Origin of the sequence: Citrobacter sp. Cf072 (assembly GCF_030334485.1) — a bacterium.
Taxonomy (GTDB): Bacteria; Pseudomonadota; Gammaproteobacteria; order Enterobacterales; family Enterobacteriaceae; genus Citrobacter; species Citrobacter freundii.
Genome location: NZ_JAOWDX010000047.1, coordinates 573383 through 591308 on the forward strand (window position 1 = coordinate 573383; position 17926 = coordinate 591308).

Sequence of the window (17926 nt, forward strand, 5' to 3'; positions counted from 1 at the left end):
CATTTTTCAGCGTAGTCAACGTTAGCAAAAGCGCCAGTAAAAACGTGCGTTATCCCGTAAAGAGTTTGCCATCCCGGACAAGATCGCGTGGGTAGCTATTCTTCAGTCGCGATCCAATACGTTTTGCCAGACCGATAGGCTGATGCTGGAATGTAACCAGTACGTCGTCACTCGTCGGTGTGGCTTGTGGGTAGACATCCCGGCCGCGGTACCACTCTTCAGCTTCGGCAAGCGTCAGTTCAAACGCATTGCTGTGATTTGGGTTGGCGAACGCGATGACGGCTTCATGCTGCCAGCGGTAGCCTTTATTGTGCGTTTCCGCTAATTTGACGCCGAGTCGGGAAAAGCGGACTTTGCCGATCAGTGGCTCAATTTCTGTTGGGAATAGCCAAATCTCTTTATCGCGCTGCCACAGGCGTAAATTATCTTCCCACTGCAGTCCACAAGCGCTCGCGGCTTGCGCGACAAGCGCGGACTCGCGTCCTTTCAGCGGGCTAAACGGGAAGTTACCGACTTTATATGTCGGCGCAGGTAGTGGAGGGATGGCGGCTGTTTTGCGCAAACGCGCAACGAAGAAACCTTCGCAATCGTAAATTTGCGGAAACACATGCAGGAATCCTTCCGGCGTCAGAGCGCGTTCGGCCTGTGGAAATAAATCGCCGAGTGGTAAAAACTCGACGGCGTCCGGGTAGGTTTCAATCAACCACTGCATGACGTTTTCATTTTCGTCACGGTTAAGTGTACAGGTGGAGTAAACCAACGTACCGCCGGGGCGCAGAGCGTGAAAGGCGCTGTCGAGCAGTTCGCGCTGAGTTGCGGCAATTTCCAGATTACTTTCTGGCGACCAGTTTTTTAGCGCATCGGGGTCTTTACGCACTACGCCTTCCCCGGAACACGGGGCGTCGAGCAATATGGCATCAAATGATTCCGGCAACGCAGCGCCAAATACTCGTCCGTCAAAATGGGTCAGGGCGACGTTGGCTATCCCGCAACGGCTGATATTGGCATGCAGAACTTTGACGCGACTGGCAGAAAATTCATTCGCCAGAATGGCGCCTCGATTATTCATTTTTGCGGCAATTTGCGTGGTTTTGGAGCCAGGGGCTGCCGCGACATCCATTACGCGTTCCGGGGTATTGCCTTCGGCAAACAGCGCAGCGACTGGCAGCATTGAGCTGGCTTCCTGAATATAAAACAGGCCGCTTAAATGTTCTGCTGTGCTACCGAGCGGCACTGACTCTTCTTCATCGCGTTCGATCCAGAAACCTTCAGCACACCAGGGAACCGGAGTGAGAGACCAGTTGTAAGGTGCTGTCAGTGTGAGGAAATCGGCAACGGAGATTTTCAGCGTATTGACGCGAATGCTGCGGCGCAACGGGCGCTGACAGGCAGCGAGAAAATCATCGAATGAGAGCGTGGAAGGCATTGCTTCACGCATTTTAGTCAGAAAGGCGTCGGGAAAATAAGCCACTTGGTACCACCGGCAAAAAAACAGGTGCGCAGTGTAGCATAAGTGCTCCGGCGCGAGTACGCCGGAGCAAGTGGAGAGATTATCGTGGCAGGGCGGTTCCCCATTCACGCCACTCTTTCGGTTCGCTTTCGAGCAACAGGAAGTGTTTACCTGCCTGCGCTTTAGGAGCCAGCGGTGTGCCTGGTGGAGTCGCGAAGGCGATGCCGCCGCGGATGAACTGATTGAAGGTACCGGTCTTCACGACACCGCCGGTCAGGCCGAAGTCAAGATTGTAGCCGGATGCCAGCCAGAACACGGAGTTGTTGCGCACCAGATGCTGATAGCGCTGGCTAATGCGCATGGCAACCATCACACGATCGGAAAGCGAGCCCAGCGTCAGCCCGGTGACGGTCCCCACTTCAATACCTCTGAACAAAACCGGGGTTCCGATATTCAGCGAACCTGCTTCCGGTGCTTCCACCACAATACTCAGACCATCGAGGTAACGAGAGTCGGTAATGGTGGCTTCCTGCAGCTCAAAATCACGTCGCGGATTACCGCGTCCGGGTTCAACGTTGATGTACGGCTGCAGGATTGTATCCAGATGCTCCACGCCAGCTGCCGAAATTTGCGGGGTGATCACGGAGAAACGGGTACCGCTTCGCGCGAAGGTCTGCACGTATTCCGGGTACAGAACCGCTTTTGCCTGCACTTCGTTACGGGCGGTGATCAGCTCAAGCGTCTGAATCTGGCCGATATCGATTCCCAGGTAGCGAATCGGCATGCCAGCAGCGAGTTTACCGGCATCGAACGCATGCAGCGTTATCTGGCCGCCTACCGCACGCGCGGCGGTTTCCGAAGCATACAGAATGCGCTTGTCGCCTTTGCGTTGGCTGGCGCTGGCACCGCTTAAATTATCGAAGCTAATTGCCCCTTTGAGCGCGCGTGAAAGGGGAGATGCCTGTACGGTTAATCCGCTGCCGTTAAGCTGAACTTTTGCTCCGCCTTCGGCCCAGAACACGCTGTTGCTGGTCAACAGGTTGCGATATTCCGGTTTAATATGCAGATCGATATCAAACGCATCGGCGCGAGGACGAACGCTGATCACTTCACCGACCTCGAATTTGCGGTATAGAACCACCGAGCCGGCCTGCACATCAGGCAGCGTTTCGGCGCTCAGGCTGACCGTGGTGGTTGGCAGATCGCTCAGGCTGTTTTCAATTGCTTTTTCCAGGTTGGCATAAAGCGGGTAGCTTTTTTTCATTTCCCCCTTCGTACCGGGCAAAATACGAATGCCGCCGCTGAGCCACTCGCTGGCGCTGGCGCCAAGGAACTCCACGCCATCAAGTCCGACTTTGACGTCCACGCGGCTGTTGACCACGAACTTACTGTCACCTTGCACCAGGTCACGATGCTGCGGTTCGATGGCAACGGTAAATGAAACGCCTTTGCTGGAAAGCGTGCGCTCAATCACCTGACCGACCTGTACGCCGTGGAGAATCAGCGGCTGGCCAGCATCAATACCGTAACTTTCCGGTGCGGTGAGCGTAAATGTCATGACCCCTGGATCGTGTAACAACGACTTCTCTGCGGGGATAACCACAAACTGGCTACGCGGCTCGCCTTCGCCGGGGACCAGTTCAAACGTTTTACCCGTCAGCAGTGAGCTGAGATTGGCATCGTTTAACGATAATTTAGGGCTGTGTAATTCAATCCGCGTGTTGTCGCGCAGCAGCGTTACGACGCTGGGGTCGACCGTCATTTCTCCAGTCACTTTACCGCCTGGATTTAAATCCAGTTTGGTGAGTTGGCCGACTTGTAATCCTTGATACATCAGCGATGTTGAGCCAGCTTTGAGTCCGTCCCCGCTGGGTAAGTCAAGCTTGACGATCACCCCGCGCTGGCTGTGCGCGAGATCCTGATATAAACCAAACGTGTCGTCGGCTGCGGCGGGTTTTGAGTCTTCAGGCGAATCAAAAGCAATGGCGCCATTGACCAGCGCGGCCAGACTCTCCAGTTTGATCTTCGCGCCGCTGAGGCTGACATCCGCATTCACACCGGAGACGTTCCAGAAGCGGCTGCCTTTTTTCACCAGATTGGTAAACCGACGTTCAATCAGCACGTCGATAGTTACGCCCTGATTGTTGGGGTTGATAGTGTAGTCATACACCCGGCCCACCGGAATCTTACGGAAATAAACCAGCGAACCGCTATTGAGCGAACCGAGGTCAGGCGCCCGCAGATGCAGCATCAAATCGCCATTATCCAGACGGTATTTGGGCTGCGTGTCGAGGGCAACGAAATGATCTTCTTCCTCGCCGGTTCCGGGCATCATGCCGATATAGTTACCACCAACCAACGCATCCAGACCCGAAACTCCGGCCAGCGACGCTTTCGGCGTGACCAGCCAGAACTGGGTATCTTTGCGCAGTGCATCTTTCATGCTCGATTTGATGCTGACGCGGACTTCAATTTTACGCAGATCTTTGCTGAGGTTGATATCCTGCACCGTGCCCACTTCAACGCCCTGATAACGAACGGGCGTGCGTCCTGGTACAATGCCGTCCGCGGACATGAAGTCAATGGTTACGGTATTGCCGCGATCTTCATAGCTTCCCCAGATAAGCCATCCTGCGATCATCAGTGCAATGAACGGCAGCAGCCAGAACGGAGAGATACGGCGTTTTGTTTTAATCTGCGCTTCAGTCTGCGAAGCGGGCGTTTCCTGACTCATGTGCATCCCAAAGTAAGCGGCTGTCCAGCCATTCCACAGCAAGAATAGTCAATATTACCGCCGCGCCGAAATAAAACGCAGCCGGTCCCATAGTAAAAGCAAGTATCTGATCGCGATTAATCAGCGACATGGTTAAAGCGATAACAAAGAGATCCAGCATCGACCAGCGGCCAATCCAGGTCACCATACGCAGCAGTTTTATGCGGGTACGCAATCCTTGCTCGCAGTTAAAATGGATGCTGATGAGCAACGTAAACATCACAATCACTTTGGTGAATGGCACCAGAATACTGGCGATAAAAACGATCGCCGCCACGCCGACGTTGCTGTTTGCCAAAGACATTATGCCTGACAGGATAGTGTCTTCCTGCCTACCACCGTTGACATAAATTACCGAGATGGGCAGCAGATTAGCAGGCAAAAGCAGGACAATCGAGGCCAGTAGCGCCGCCCAACACTTTTGGATACTTTGATTCCTGCGCCAGCGCAGCGGGATATGGCAACGAGGGCAGCGACCCCGAGCGTCCGGATAACCTGTAAAGTGACAACCGAGGCAGACGCGGAGCTTTTCATCAGGGCGACGGGCTGGTCTTTGCGGGTAAAATCGGTCCCAAAGCTGCTCTACGTTGAGGTGCGACAGCGTCAAAATACTGAGGATCACCAGCGCAATAAAAGCAAACAGCCCCACACCGGGTTGCAAAAATGCATAGTCCTGAACTTTGATTGACGCGACGCCAATGCCCACAAGATAGATATCGAGCATCACCCACTCTTTGAGCCTTTCCAGCATCAGCAGCACCGGGCGCAGGTTCATCCCAAGAATATTGCCAAACCACAGATAAGCAATTGAGGTCACGAGAATTAGCGGCGCGCCAGCGACGCAAAAAAGCACGAAAGAAGCAGTGAGGGGGTCACCTTGTCGGGTCATTTGCCAGATGCCTTGCATAACATTGGCATCAATGCGCACGCCTAATAAATAGATGTGCAGGAGTGGCTCTCCCCAGGCAAAGGGCATCAGCAGCAACATGGTGAAAGCCATTGCCGCCAGTCGCGTTAATGACCAGTCGCGTCCGTCGCGAATTTTTGCCTGGCAGCGTGGGCAAAAGGCACTTTGGTGCGAACGCATTTTAGGCAAGCTAAATATCAGGTCACATTCAGGGCAGCGATGATAATGTGCACGAGGTAGTGCCTCACCGATGGACCTGATGGCTATTTTTTTAGTTGGCGTGATGCGTGGTGTCGTTAAGGCCATGTATCGCGAATCAAATTGTTGAAGTAATGTTATCTTAACTCATGACGGGAATGATCTTGAGCATTAACGCATTTAATGTTTATTTTAGTAGGCTGCAGTTTTAAGTAAGACAACTAAGTGATTACATAATGAACAAAATAGAGCTATACACGGATCTGAACCGTGATTTTCAGGCATTGATGGCAGGTGAAACCAGTTTTCTGGCAACGCTGGCGAATACCAGCGCATTGTTGTACGAGCGTCTTGCAGAAGTGAACTGGGCCGGTTTTTACCTGCTTGAGGACGATACGCTGGTGCTTGGTCCCTTCCAGGGCAAAATTGCCTGCGTGCGGATCCCGGTAGGGCGTGGTGTGTGCGGTACAGCAGTGGCGCAGAACCAGGTTCAGCGTATTGAGGACGTACATGCTTTTGATGGGCACATTGCTTGTGATGCCGCCAGCAACGCTGAAATCGTCCTGCCAATCACCGTCGAAAATCAGATAATCGGCGTGCTGGATATCGATAGCACGGCGTTTGGCCGCTTTACTGAGGAAGATGAACAAGGTCTGCGTACACTGGTGGCACAGCTTGAAACCGTGCTTGCAACGACGGATTACAAAAAATTCTTTGCGCACGTCGCAGGATAATCAACGGATAACGTAGCAATTACTGATGACGTCATTATAATGTCGCCTGTTCATGCCTGCGCTTGTTGGCTACGTCCGTTGTAATCAGGAAATTTCATGGAAAATCAACCTAAGTTGAATAGTAGTAAAGAAGTCATCGCGTTTCTGGCCGAACGCTTCCCGCAGTGTTTTAGTGCGGAAGGCGAAGCGCGCCCACTGAAAATTGGCATTTTTCAGGATCTGGTAGAGCGTGTTGAGGGCGAAATGAACCTCAGCAAGACTCAGCTCCGTTCAGCCTTACGTCTCTATACTTCAAGCTGGCGCTATCTGTACGGCGTTAAATTGGGCGCAACGCGTGTTGATCTCGACGGCAACCCTTGTGGTGAGCTGGATGAACAACATGTTGAACATGCGCGCAAACAGCTGGAAGAAGCTAAAGCCCGTGTTCAGGCGCAACGCGCAGAGCAACAGGCGAAAAAACGCGAAGCGGCAGCTGCTGCCGGTGAAAAAGAAGGCGCACCGCGTCGCGAGCGTAAGCCGCGTCCTGCACCGCGTCGTAAAGAAGGTGCAGAGCGTAAACCTCGCGCTGAAAAACCAGCAGCAAAAGCACCGCGTGCTCCTCGCGAAGAACAGCATACCCCGGTATCTGATATTTCAGTACTGACGGTAGGGCAGTCTCTGAAGGTGAAAGCAGGAAATAATGCGATGGATGCCACCGTATTAGAAATCACCAAAGATGGCGTCCGTGTACAGCTGAATTCGGGTATGTCTTTGATTGTACGCGCAGAACACCTGGTGTTCTGAAACGGAGGCCAGGCCTGGCATGAACACTTTTTTTAGGCTTACTGCGTTAGCTGGTCTGCTTGCATTAGCAGGCCAGGCACTTGCTGTGGAAGACATCACGCGTGCCGATCAAATCCCCGTTTTAAAGGAAGAAACCCAGCATGCGACGGTAAGCGAACGTGTGACGTCGCGTTTTACGCGATCACACTATCGCCAGTTCGATCTGGATCAGGCGTTTTCGGCAAAAATTTTTGACCGCTATTTGAATTTGCTCGACTACAGCCACAATGTGCTGTTGGCGAGCGATATCGAACAGTATGCAAAAAAGAAAACGGTCCTCGGCGATGAACTACGCACCGGCAAGCTGGATGTCTTTTACGATCTCTATAATCTGGCGCAAAAACGCCGATTTGAACGTTATCAGTACGCATTAAGCGTACTGGCACGTCCGATGGATTTTACCGGTAACGACACGTTTAACCTCGACCGAAGCAAAGCGCCGTGGCCGAAGAGCGAAGCAGAGCTAAATGCACTGTGGGACGGTAAGGTTAAATTTGACGAACTCAGCCTGAAGCTGACCGGTAAAACCGATGCGGAAATTCGCGAAACGCTGACGCGCCGCTACAAATTTGCGATTCGCCGTCTGGCGCAGACCAACAGCGAAGATGTGTTCTCACTGGCGATGACAGCGTTCGCCCGTGAAATCGACCCGCATACTAACTATCTCTCTCCGCGCAATACCGAGCAGTTCAATACTGAAATGAGCTTGTCTTTGGAAGGTATTGGCGCGGTTCTGCAAATGGATGATGACTACACCGTCATTAACTCAATGGTGGCAGGTGGTCCGGCAGCCAAGAGCAAGTCGATCAGCGTTGGCGATCGTATTGTCGGCGTCGGGCAGACAGGCAAGGGCATGGTTGATGTGATTGGCTGGCGTCTGGATGACGTCGTGGCACTGATCAAAGGACCTAAAGGCAGCAAGGTACGCCTTGAAATTCTGCCTGCCGGTAAAGGTACCAAGACGCGCACCGTGACGCTAACGCGTGAACGTATTCGTCTCGAAGACCGCGCCGTGAAAATGTCCGTGAAAACCGTTGGTAAAGAAAAAGTTGGCGTACTGGATATTCCTGGCTTCTATGTAGGTCTGACTGATGATGTCAAAGTCCAACTGCAGAAACTGGAAAAACAAAATGTCAGCAGTATTATCATCGATCTGCGTACCAACGGTGGTGGAGCACTGACTGAAGCGGTTTCGCTTTCCGGTCTGTTCATTCCTTCCGGCCCGGTGGTTCAGGTTCGTGATAATAACGGTAAAGTGCGTGAAGACAGCGATACCGACGGCGTTGTGTACTACAAAGGCCCGCTGGTGGTATTGGTCGATCGCTTCAGCGCCTCAGCATCAGAGATTTTCGCGGCGGCAATGCAGGATTATGGCCGAGCGTTGATCGTTGGTGAACCAACCTTTGGGAAAGGCACTGTCCAGCAGTATCGCTCCCTGAACCGTATTTACGATCAGATGCTGCGTCCGGAATGGCCTGCGCTGGGCTCTGTTCAGTATACGATCCAGAAATTCTACCGCGTAAACGGTGGCAGCACGCAGCGTAAGGGCGTTACGCCGGATATCATCATGCCGACAGGTAATGAAGAAACTGAAACCGGCGAGAAGTTTGAAGATAACGCACTGCCGTGGGACAGCATTGATGCTGCGACCTACACTAAGTCAGATAATCTGACGCCGTTCGGACCTGAATTGCTGAAAGAGCACAATGCACGTATTGCGAACGATCCTGAGTTCCAGTACATCATGAAGGACATTGCGCGTTTCAATGCGATGAAGGATAAACGCAACATCGCTTCTCTGAATTACGCTCAGCGTGAAAAAGAGAATAACGAAGATGACGCAATGCGTCTGGCGCGTATCAACGATCGGTTTAAACGTGAAGGCAAGCCGCCATTGAAGAAACTGGACGATCTGCCGAAGGATTACCAGGAGCCGGATCCGTACCTGGATGAAACGGTAAAAATCGCGCTCGACCTGGCGCATCTTGAGAAAGAGAAGCCAGCGGAACAGCCCGCAACCAGTCAATAACCTCGAACAGGCACAAGAAATTGTGCCTGTTTTTTTAACAAGTGCATGAAGACGTCAGCCTGATACGATAAAATGTAAAGTTGTGTCTTTCTGGTGACTTAGCACCTATGGATGCTTGAAAATAGTCATAAGACCCATACGATATGGGTAATCGCATAGTGCGTTTTGTTAAATTGAGGTTAAAAGAAAATTATGATGCGAATCGCGCTCTTCCTGCTGACGAACCTGGCTGTGATGGTCGTTTTCGGGCTGGTATTGAGCCTGACAGGGATCCAGTCAAGCAGCGTTCAAGGCTTGTTGATCATGGCACTGCTGTTTGGTTTTGGTGGTTCCTTCATTTCGCTGCTGATGTCCAAATGGATGGCGTTAAAGTCCGTTGGCGGGGAAGTGATCGAACAGCCTCGCAATGAAAGAGAACGCTGGCTGATGAATACAGTTGCGAATCAGGCCCGCCAGGCCGGGATCGCTATGCCACAGGTTGCAATCTACCACGCGCCAGATATAAACGCGTTTGCGACCGGTGCCCGCCGGGATGCCTCGCTGGTGGCTGTAAGTACTGGCCTGTTGCAAAACATGAGCCCAGATGAAGCCGAAGCGGTTATCGCGCATGAGATCAGCCACATTGCCAATGGCGATATGGTGACCATGACGCTCATTCAGGGGGTAGTAAACACCTTCGTTATCTTTATCTCACGTATTCTGGCGCAAATTGCCGCTGGCTTTATGGGCGGAAACCGTGATGAGGGTGAGGGTAGCAACGGTAACCCGTTGATCTACTTTGCGGTGGCAACGGTGCTGGAACTGGTGTTTGGTATTCTGGCGAGCATCATTACCATGTGGTTCTCACGTCATCGTGAATTCCATGCGGATGCCGGTTCTGCAAAACTGGTGGGTCGTGAAAAAATGATCGCCGCGCTGCAGCGCCTGAAAACCAGCTATGAGCCGCAGGAAGCGACCAGTATGATGGCGTTCTGCATCAATGGTAAATCCAAATCGTTGAGTGAGCTGTTTATGACTCACCCCCCGTTGGACAAACGTATTGAAGCGCTGCGCAGCGGTGAGTACCTGAAATAATCTGCAGCAGACAACAACAAAAAGCGCGTCGACAGACGCGCTTTTTTTATGACTGAACCCGCGGTTGTGTAATACGTAAGCCACTTACGATTGCGGCCAGCGAAGCCAGAATACCCGCTGTTATCAGCGAGACGTGCGTTCCACTGTCACCAAACTGATTTAGCATCAGCGCAACCAGTGCGGCCCCGGTACTCTGACCCAGTAAGCGCGCCGTTCCGAGCATACCGCTCGCGCCTCCGCTACGATCTCGCGGCGCGGAGGTGATGATAGTGTGGTTGTTCGGTGACTGGAACAAGCCAAAACCTGCACCACACAAAATCATTGGCCAGATGATATTAAAATCGGAAGGTGATGTGGGCAGTAACACCAGCGAAAACAGCCCACACGCCATTACTGCCATGCCCAGCGCGCCAAGCAGACCTGCATGAACACGTTCAATCAAATATCCCGCTAGTGGGGCCATCACCATGGTTGCCAGCGGCCACGGCGTCAGCAGCAGGCCCGTTTCAACTTCGCTGCGTCCGAGAACCGTTTGCATAAAAAAGGGCAGTGAAACCATCGCCAGCATTTGTGCGCTGAATGAACAGATTGAGGTGCAAATAGAGAGTGAAAACAGCGGAATGCGTAGTAGATCAACCGGTAATAACGGTACTGGCAATGCGAGCTGGCGGCGGATAAAGAAAAAACCTACCACGAGAAGCCCCACAAGTTCAGCACCAATCAGTTTTAGTGACTGTCCCTGCGCAAATCCGCTGAGTGCCGTGATCAACAAACCGAATGTTAAGGCGTTCATTATTGCGCTGGGCAGATCAAAGCGCGGTTTATTGCTACGTGATGAATTGGGTGGCAAAAAACGCATAGCCAGCAGCAGGGCGATGATCCCCAATGGAACGTTAATCAGAAATAGCCATTTCCACGAGGCAATAGAAAGAATTGCCGCCGCAATAGTCGGACCCGCTGCCGAGGATACAGCCACGATAAAGGAGTTAATACCCATCCCGCGGCCAAGCTGGCGCTGAGGATAAATGAGTCGGATCAATGCCGTATTAACGCTCATCAGCGCCGCGCCGCCAAAACCCTGAGCCACGCGCGCTAACGTCAGCATATGCAGCGAGTCTGACAAGGCACAAAACAGCGATGCCAACAGAAACACGACCAGACCACACTTATAAATGCGTCGGTAGCCAAACATATCACCTAAAAAAGAGAGCGATAACAGCGAAACAACGATCGCAATTTGGTAGGCGTTCACAATCCAGATTGAGCTGGCGGGTGAGGCCTGAAGATCGGTGGCGATAGTGGGGAGGGCAACGTTTGCTATTGCGCCGTCGAGTACTGCCATAGAGATGCCAATAACAATGGTTAAAATTGCGCCATATCGCTGGGGCAATGGCAGACCATCGGTCTGAGTTTTTTCCATAGGAAGTCAATACTGTTGGAATTTATGATGAGAATAATAATTTTAGCATTGATATTCAGGCGTTAGGTCGCAGATTTGTAACTAAGTAAGCAAAGAGCGATTGCGAGGGCTGATACGTGAAATTATAATAAAAACCGGTTCTGATTTTTATAAAACACTCGAAAGGGGTGATAAATGGCAATCGCAGATCTGGATAAACAACCCGATTCTGTATCTTCCGTGCTGAAGGTTTTTGGCATTCTGCAGGCGCTGGGTGAAGAGCGCGAAATTGGTATTACCGAGTTGTCGCAACGCGTCATGATGTCAAAAAGCACCGTTTATCGCTTTTTGCAGACCATGAAAACGCTGGGTTATGTGGCACAAGAAGGGGAGTCTGAGAAATACTCACTGACCCTGAAACTATTCGAGCTGGGTGCTCGCGCATTACAAAACGTCGATCTTATCCGTAGCGCTGATATTCAGATGCGCGAACTTTCGCGCCTGACCAAAGAGACAGTGCACCTTGGTGCACTGGATGAAGACAGCATCGTCTACATCCATAAAATCGACTCTATGTACAATCTGCGCATGTATTCTCGCGTAGGTCGCCGTAATCCGCTGTACAGCACAGCTATCGGTAAAGTTTTGCTGGCATGGCGTGACCGCGATGAAGTGAAGCAGATTCTGGATGGTATCGAGTACAAGCGCAGCACCGACCGTACTATTACCAATACTGATGAGCTGCTGGTATTGCTGGATAAAGTACGCGAGCAGGGCTACGGTGAAGATAACGAAGAACAGGAAGAAGGTCTGCGCTGCATCGGTGTACCGGTGTTTGACCGTTTCGGTGTAGTGATTGCAGGCTTGAGTATTTCATTCCCGACGCTGCGTTTCTCAGAAGAACGTTTGCACGAGTATGTGGCGATGTTGCATACGGCTGCGCGTAAAATTTCAGAACAAATGGGTTATAACGACTATCCGTTCTAATCTGATGTAATAGCGTCAACGTAAAAACCCCAGGTATTTTTGTATCTGGGGTTTTTTATGAACAGTCATAATGTTAGTTGGTGCAAATAACGTTGCGGATGTATTGCTGCTATATTAACCGTTATCAATAATGACGGTGCTTTTTCTTAACAAGGGGCAATCCGACAGGCCAATGATACCGCTGTCTGTGTGGACGTATTGCGCGGTGCTGGTTCCGCGTGCGGTCAGATATTGGCATTGCAAGCCCAGGCCCGCTGCATTCTCCTTACTTCCAATCAAAATTCCGTAGCCGCTCAGTAATAAACCGATCCAAACCAGAGCTAACAACACAATAGCGCGGATTAACAGACGCATTACAACCTCTTATCTTTTCTCGTTATTATTAGATTAGCCTGTACATGGGATGAAACAAGTGAATCATTCCTAAAAAGATTGAATGCCGATACAGTTAACGCTGGGTTTAGGTAACGCATGATAATTTATAGGCATAAGATGTTGATTCGAAGAGTGGAGCTGGAGTGAAAAAAATTCGCTGGGTAGTGCTGATAGTTGTCGTGCTGGTATGCATACTGATGTGGGCGCAAGTGTTCAACATCATGTGCGATCAGGATGTACAATTTTTCAGCGGTATTTGTGCCATTAATAAATTTATTCCCTGGTAAGCGCATTTTTGCCACAGTTGATTACCTTCTTGTGCGGCAGTGGTAAACTACGCTGTCTACATTGAGGTGGTGAAATGAACGAAGTTTTGAATTCTGGCGCGTTGAGTTTGGCGTCTTTGGCTGTATCGGTGGTGATTCTGGTTGTCGGGCTTGTACTGTGGTTTTTCGTCAATAGGGCAAGTTCGCGTACTAATGAGCAGATTGAGCTGCTTGAAGCATTGTTAGATCAACAAAAAAGACAGAACGCATTGCTCCGTCGCCTTTGTGAAGCTAACGAACCTGAAAAAGCGGCAGAGCCTGCTGTGGTCACAGCGAAAGACGAAGATGATGACATCATCCGCCTGGTAGCTGAGCGGTAAAAACGGTATGACAGGGTGAGGATCTGTTGCTTACGTTCTCAGATGTTTCATCCTGTCGCCAACATGCCAGATTATTTTCTTCTGCACATGTCGTGTAATTAGCACTCTGATTCTCATGTTAACTCAGTATTTTCAGATGCTCCAGCCAATTAATATCTTATCCCCGGTCTGATATAAATATAATTTCCCATACGATAAAAATATGATTATGTCATTTTTGTGATAGTGATCGTTTTATTAACAGCGAAACGTTTCTCTTACTTTTTTTGTGCATTGTCATCATTCTTTCATTATTTTGGTGCAAAAGCAGAAGGCAGATCTCATTTTTACGCTTGTGACATTTTATGCATTACTAAGCATAAAAAATGATATTCAGCACACCCTGTAACAGCTAATCTGGAACAACCGAAGCTATTGAGCTATGGTAGAAATGTCCCGGCTATGGTGCAAGCCTGGCGGGGGATGGGGCGAGCGGCGGGAATATAACACTACTCGGTGTGGCGCATAACTGTGCAGTTGCTGTTTGATGAACGACAGGATTTGTGCGACCGATCGAGACACGTTTAAAAATGGCTTGCCATTATTAACGTTGTATGTGATAACACGTTTTGGGTTAAACGAGGTACAGTTCTGTTTATGTGTGGCATTTTCAGTAAAGAAGTCCTGAGTAAACACGTTGACGTTGAATACCGCTTCTCTGCCGAACCTTATATTAGTGCCTCAAGCAGTAATGTCTCAGTTTTATCTATGTTATGCCTGCGGGCGAAGAAAATACTCTAAGGAATTTTGCAAATGGCAAAGATTAAAGGTCAAGTTAAGTGGTTCAACGAGTCTAAAGGTTTTGGTTTCATTACTCCGGCAGATGGCAGCAAAGACGTGTTCGTACACTTCTCCGCTATCCAGGGTAACGGCTTCAAAACTCTGGCTGAAGGCCAGAACGTTGAGTTCGAAATTCAGGACGGCCAGAAAGGTCCGGCTGCTGTTAACGTAACAGCTATCTGATCGACACCACTGATTTGAAGCGCATATGCGCAACCATCTCAGATATAAAGCCTCGCCTATGCGGGGCTTTTTAATTCAAAATACGTCTAAATATTTCTAAATGCCCTCCCATTAGCGCTTTGTTGCAAAGGCGTGATGTTCGTAGCATAGTTTTCCCCGCTTTCTTACGACATTTCTCGTTAAATCAGACACCTGAAAAACTATCTTGCTGGAGATCAGGTGAAAAAGAAAAACGACGGCGACGCGCGCAATTTTACTCCCGTACGTTTTGCCCTGCTTTGTGTGGCAATATTATTGAGTCTGGGATTGCTGCTGGGTCGGGTTGCATGGCTGCAAATTGTCACGCCGACGAGTCTGGTGAAACAGGAAGACATGCGTTCATTACGTGAGGTAACTATTGGCTCGCCGCGCGGGATGATTACCGACAGAGAAGGGCGACCACTGGCGGTAAGTGTTCCGGTTAACGCGGTATGGGCCGATCCTAAGACCATCATCAGCAAGGGAGGCGTGGGTTATAACGAACGGTGGCAGGCTCTGGCAAGGGCTCTGCATCTGTCACTGAGTACGCTGGCGGAACGCGTTAACAGTAATCCTGGCGGACGTTTTATTTACCTGGCACGACAAATTTCCCCTCAGCAGGCTGAGTGGGTCGATGATCTTAATCTCCCGGGCATTAACCTGCGCGAGGAATCCCGCCGGTTCTATCCTGCAGGCCACGTAGCGGCGAATCTCATAGGTTTTACCAACATTGATGGACAAGGCATTGAAGGGCTGGAAAAAAGCTTTAATAACCAGTTGATGGGTAAACCTGGCTCCCGTCTGGTACGTAAAGACAAATTTGGCCATGTAATCGAGAATATCACCGAAGTCACGCCTGTTCCTGCACACCAATTACAGCTCAGCATCGATGAGCGCCTGCAGACGGTCACCGAAGATGCGTTGGACAATGCCGTTACGTGGAATAAAGCGGAATCAGGAGCCGCAGTGCTGGTCAACATTGCTACCGGTGAAATACTGTCCATGGCAAGCTTTCCTGACTTCAACCCCAATAACCGTGAGGGCGCGGTACTGGATGATTTTCGTAACCGTGCAATAAGCGATACGTTTGAACCCGGTTCAACCGTTAAACCGCTGGTGATCATGACTGCACTCCAGCAGGGGATAGTACAACCGGACAGCGTGATTGATACCCATCCTTTTTACCTTGATGGACATCGCATTCGCGACGTCGGATTTTACCCGGAGCTGTCGTTGACCGGAATTTTGCAGAAATCGAGCGATACCGGCGTGTCGCACCTTTCACTGGCTATGCCTGTTCAAAAGTTGCTGGATACCTATAAGAGCTTTGGTTTTGGCGATCCAACCGGACTGGGATTAACCGGTGAAAGTAGCGGTTTAATGCCTCAACGCCGCTACTGGAGCGATTTGGATCGCGCGACCTTTGCATTCGGCTATGGATTAATGGTAACGCCGCTGCAGTTGGCGCACGTATATGCAACCATTGGTAGTTTTGGTATCTATCGACCCCTTTCGATTACCCGTATTGACCCGCCGGTAATCGGTACCAGAGTGATGCCGGAGGCGCTGGTTCACCAGGTTGAACATATGATGGAAAGCGTCGCGTTACCCGGTGGTGGGGGAACTAAAGCCGCGGTCAGAGATTATCGCGTGGCGGTTAAAACAGGAACGGCAAAGAAAATTGGTGATGACGGTAAGTATGTCGATAAATACGTGGCCTACACGGCAGGCGTTGCGCCAGCGAGCGACCCGAAATTTGCACTGGTGGTCGTCATCAATAATCCGCAAAACAGTGCTTATTATGGTGGGGCTGTCTCTGCGCCTGTCTTCAGCCAGATAATGGGTGATGTCCTGCGTCTGGAGAACGTTAAACCAGATGGCATGCCTGCCGACTCCGATCATCTGCTGGTGATGCACGGCAGCAACGTATCCTCGCCATCGTTGTAAGTTATTTTCCCAGGGCGCAATACGCGTTACACTTGCGCCCTTAAGTCACCTGCCGGAGTTGTCATGTCGTTTTCCTGTCCTCTTTGCCACCAGCCTCTTACTCAAGCGAATAACAGTTTTGTCTGCCCCGGGCGGCACCAGTTTGACGTGGCGAAAGAAGGGTATGTCAACTTATTGCCGGTTCAGCATAAGCGGTCGCGCGATCCGGGTGATAGCGCTGAAATGATGCAAGCCAGACGGGCATTTCTTGATGCTGGGCACTATCAACCGTTGCGTGATGCGATTGTGAATGTGCTTAAAGAAAAGTCGAATTCAGAAGATGCAGCGATCCTGGATATTGGCTGTGGGGAAGGGTATTACACCCATGCGTTTGCCGACGCGCTGGCGGGCTGTACAACCTTTGGTCTTGACGTATCCAAAGTGGCAATTAAAGCCGCAGCCAGACGCTATCCGCAGGTGATCTTTTGCGTTGCCTCCAGCCATCGTCTGCCGTTCGCAGACGAGTCAATGGATGCCATCATCCGGATCTATGCGCCCTGTAAAGCGCAAGAGCTGGCTCGCGTGGTTAAACCGGGTGGATGGGTGATCACCGCCACGCCGGGACCACGCCATTTAATGGAACTGAAAGGGCTGATTTATGATGAGGTGCGTTTGCATGCGCCCCATACTGAGCAACTGGACGGTTTTGTTCTGCAACAGAGCATTGCGCTGGGATATCAGATGCAGCTTCAGGGCAGCGAGGCCGTTGCGTTACTGCAAATGACGCCGTTCGCCTGGCGGGCAAAGCCGGAAGTGTGGGAAACGTTAGCGGGGAAAACGACGTTTGACTGCCAGACCGACTTTAGTATTCATGTCTGGCAGCGTCTGAATTAACCGTGGAAGTGTGCCCAGAGGATCTGGGCACCGATACCAATCAGCACCACCCCACCCAAAATTTCAGCTCGTTTGCCCAGCATTGGGCCAATGAAACGACCAATCATCATGCCGAGCGTGGACATAATCAATGTGGCGCAGCCGATGGCCAGCGCTGTAGCAATAATGTTGACCTGCAGGAAAGCCAGACCCACCCCGACGGCCATTGCGTCGAGACTGGTGGCAATGGCGGTGGTAACCAGCAGCCAGAAACCGTGGCGGCGCTGCGGTTCTTCCTCTTCATCGCCGTTGTCGCGAAAACCTTCGATTATCATTCGCCCGCCTAAAAAGATCAGCAGAATGAAGGCGATCCAATGGTTCCACTCCAACACGAATTTGCTGGCCAGCATCCCCATGCCCCAGCCAATCAGTGGCGTAAGCGTTTCAACTGCGCCGAATATCAGTCCGGTGCGCAATGCTTCAGAAAATTTGGGTTTATGCAGGGTGGCGCCTTTGCCAATTGATGCGGCGAAAGCATCCATCGACATGCCGAAAGCGAGAAGAACGGTAGCGGTGAGATTCATAACAGCGTCCTGACCGGGGTATCCATAAAACACATCACTGCCCCCAGTAACCATGCATACAGGCTGGAATCACTGTAAATACAGCGCCATTCAAATATGCATTGCAGTTGATGTGCCTATGGTCTCGCC

General features: G+C 51.0%; 17 protein-coding genes. 11 read left to right on the plus strand and 6 right to left on the minus strand.

The features are described 5' to 3' along the window. Positions 1-49: 49 nt before the first annotated feature. The 3 genes from rsmF to yebS all read right to left on the minus strand — a co-directional run bounded on the left by rsmF (position 50) and on the right by yebS (position 5436). On the minus strand, positions 50-1471 hold the full coding sequence (gene rsmF / locus OGX66_RS21510; protein WP_086529330.1) for a 16S rRNA (cytosine(1407)-C(5))-methyltransferase RsmF: 1422 nt from the start codon (positions 1469-1471) through the stop codon (positions 50-52). 79 nt (positions 1472-1550) lie between these two features. Beyond that, positions 1551-4184, minus strand: a complete 2634-nt coding sequence (locus OGX66_RS21515; protein WP_003034947.1) for a PqiB family protein — start codon at positions 4182-4184, stop codon at positions 1551-1553. Continuing rightward, positions 4153-5436 (minus strand): membrane integrity lipid transport subunit YebS, encoded by a 1284-nt coding sequence (yebS, locus tag OGX66_RS21520; RefSeq protein WP_003841983.1) that lies wholly within the window; start codon positions 5434-5436, stop codon positions 4153-4155. The genes OGX66_RS21515 and yebS overlap by 32 nt, the downstream gene beginning before the upstream one ends. A gap of 128 nt (positions 5437-5564) precedes the next feature. Here yebS and msrC point away from each other — a divergent pair, with 128 nt between their 5' ends. The 4 genes from msrC to htpX all read left to right on the plus strand — a co-directional run bounded on the left by msrC (position 5565) and on the right by htpX (position 9987). Further along, positions 5565-6062 carry a free L-methionine (R)-S-oxide reductase MsrC gene (gene msrC, locus OGX66_RS21525; protein ID WP_003034953.1) on the plus strand — a complete coding sequence of 166 codons (498 nt, stop codon included), beginning with the start codon at positions 5565-5567 and terminating at the stop codon, positions 6060-6062. A gap of 96 nt (positions 6063-6158) precedes the next feature. Next, positions 6159-6845 carry an RNA chaperone ProQ gene (gene proQ / locus OGX66_RS21530; protein WP_003034957.1) on the plus strand — a complete coding sequence of 229 codons (687 nt, stop codon included), beginning with the start codon at positions 6159-6161 and terminating at the stop codon, positions 6843-6845. A gap of 19 nt (positions 6846-6864) precedes the next feature. Continuing rightward, positions 6865-8913, plus strand: coding sequence for a carboxy terminal-processing peptidase (gene prc, locus OGX66_RS21535; RefSeq protein ID WP_003034960.1), 2049 nt, complete (start codon positions 6865-6867; stop codon positions 8911-8913). Between the two features lie 192 nt (positions 8914-9105). Beyond that, positions 9106-9987, plus strand: coding sequence for a protease HtpX (gene htpX / locus OGX66_RS21540; RefSeq protein ID WP_003034964.1), 882 nt, complete (start codon positions 9106-9108; stop codon positions 9985-9987). A gap of 46 nt (positions 9988-10033) precedes the next feature. Here htpX and OGX66_RS21545 read toward each other — a convergent pair whose 3' ends face one another. Continuing rightward, a complete protein-coding gene (locus tag OGX66_RS21545) occupies positions 10034-11407 on the minus strand; it encodes an MFS transporter (RefSeq protein WP_143113817.1) in 1374 nt (457 codons plus the stop codon). A 174-nt stretch (positions 11408-11581) separates the two neighbouring features. On the opposite strand from OGX66_RS21545, the gene kdgR reads away from it, so the two are divergent. After that, positions 11582-12373 (plus strand): DNA-binding transcriptional regulator KdgR, encoded by a 792-nt coding sequence (kdgR, locus tag OGX66_RS21550; protein ID WP_003833778.1) that lies wholly within the window; start codon positions 11582-11584, stop codon positions 12371-12373. A 114-nt stretch (positions 12374-12487) separates the two neighbouring features. On the opposite strand, the gene OGX66_RS21555 is transcribed toward kdgR, so the two are convergent. Beyond that, positions 12488-12727 carry a YobH family protein gene (locus OGX66_RS21555; protein WP_088902182.1) on the minus strand — a complete coding sequence of 80 codons (240 nt, stop codon included), beginning with the start codon at positions 12725-12727 and terminating at the stop codon, positions 12488-12490. Between the two features lie 164 nt (positions 12728-12891). Here OGX66_RS21555 and mgrB point away from each other — a divergent pair, with 164 nt between their 5' ends. From mgrB to rlmA, 6 genes are all read left to right on the plus strand, one after another. After that, positions 12892-13035 carry a PhoP/PhoQ regulatory lipoprotein MgrB gene (gene mgrB, locus OGX66_RS21560; protein WP_003034977.1) on the plus strand — a complete coding sequence of 48 codons (144 nt, stop codon included), beginning with the start codon at positions 12892-12894 and terminating at the stop codon, positions 13033-13035. A gap of 74 nt (positions 13036-13109) precedes the next feature. Beyond that, positions 13110-13394, plus strand: a complete 285-nt coding sequence (locus tag OGX66_RS21565; protein WP_003841991.1) for a YebO family protein — start codon at positions 13110-13112, stop codon at positions 13392-13394. A gap of 636 nt (positions 13395-14030) precedes the next feature. After that, positions 14031-14174, plus strand: a complete 144-nt coding sequence (locus OGX66_RS21570) for a DUF2627 domain-containing protein (RefSeq protein WP_003034983.1) — start codon at positions 14031-14033, stop codon at positions 14172-14174. A 12-nt stretch (positions 14175-14186) separates the two neighbouring features. Further along, a complete protein-coding gene (cspE, locus tag OGX66_RS21575) occupies positions 14187-14396 on the plus strand; it encodes a transcription antiterminator/RNA stability regulator CspE (protein WP_001062678.1) in 210 nt (69 codons plus the stop codon). A 219-nt stretch (positions 14397-14615) separates the two neighbouring features. Further along, on the plus strand, positions 14616-16361 hold the full coding sequence (gene ftsI2 / locus OGX66_RS21580) for a peptidoglycan DD-transpeptidase FtsI2/PBP3(PARA) (protein ID WP_286512231.1): 1746 nt from the start codon (positions 14616-14618) through the stop codon (positions 16359-16361). 63 nt (positions 16362-16424) lie between these two features. Then, positions 16425-17234 carry a 23S rRNA (guanine(745)-N(1))-methyltransferase gene (gene rlmA, locus OGX66_RS21585; RefSeq protein ID WP_003841628.1) on the plus strand — a complete coding sequence of 270 codons (810 nt, stop codon included), beginning with the start codon at positions 16425-16427 and terminating at the stop codon, positions 17232-17234. Here the strand turns inward: rlmA and mntP are convergent. After that, positions 17231-17797, minus strand: coding sequence for a manganese efflux pump MntP (gene mntP / locus OGX66_RS21590; RefSeq protein WP_003021013.1), 567 nt, complete (start codon positions 17795-17797; stop codon positions 17231-17233). The genes rlmA and mntP overlap by 4 nt on opposite strands. Positions 17798-17926 lie beyond the last annotated feature (129 nt).

Excerpts from the sequence above, each read along its gene's own strand:
- OGX66_RS21515 (WP_003034947.1), bottom strand. The coding sequence starts at position 4,184 with ATGAGTCAGGAAACGCCCGCTTCGCAGACTGAAGCGCAGATTAAAACA.
- yebS (WP_003841983.1), bottom strand. The coding sequence starts at position 5,436 with ATGGCCTTAACGACACCACGCATCACGCCAACTAAAAAAATAGCCATC.
- msrC (WP_003034953.1), top strand. The coding sequence starts at position 5,565 with ATGAACAAAATAGAGCTATACACGGATCTGAACCGTGATTTTCAGGCA.
- proQ (WP_003034957.1), top strand. The coding sequence starts at position 6,159 with ATGGAAAATCAACCTAAGTTGAATAGTAGTAAAGAAGTCATCGCGTTT.
- prc (WP_003034960.1), top strand. The coding sequence starts at position 6,865 with ATGAACACTTTTTTTAGGCTTACTGCGTTAGCTGGTCTGCTTGCATTA.
- htpX (WP_003034964.1), top strand. The coding sequence starts at position 9,106 with ATGATGCGAATCGCGCTCTTCCTGCTGACGAACCTGGCTGTGATGGTC.
- OGX66_RS21545 (WP_143113817.1), bottom strand. The coding sequence starts at position 11,407 with ATGGAAAAAACTCAGACCGATGGTCTGCCATTGCCCCAGCGATATGGC.
- kdgR (WP_003833778.1), top strand. The coding sequence starts at position 11,582 with ATGGCAATCGCAGATCTGGATAAACAACCCGATTCTGTATCTTCCGTG.
- OGX66_RS21555 (WP_088902182.1), bottom strand. The coding sequence starts at position 12,727 with ATGCGTCTGTTAATCCGCGCTATTGTGTTGTTAGCTCTGGTTTGGATC.
- OGX66_RS21565 (WP_003841991.1), top strand. The coding sequence starts at position 13,110 with ATGAACGAAGTTTTGAATTCTGGCGCGTTGAGTTTGGCGTCTTTGGCT.
- OGX66_RS21570 (WP_003034983.1), top strand. The coding sequence starts at position 14,031 with ATGTGTGGCATTTTCAGTAAAGAAGTCCTGAGTAAACACGTTGACGTT.
- cspE (WP_001062678.1), top strand. The coding sequence starts at position 14,187 with ATGGCAAAGATTAAAGGTCAAGTTAAGTGGTTCAACGAGTCTAAAGGT.
- rlmA (WP_003841628.1), top strand. The coding sequence starts at position 16,425 with ATGTCGTTTTCCTGTCCTCTTTGCCACCAGCCTCTTACTCAAGCGAAT.
- mntP (WP_003021013.1), bottom strand. The coding sequence starts at position 17,797 with ATGAATCTCACCGCTACCGTTCTTCTCGCTTTCGGCATGTCGATGGAT.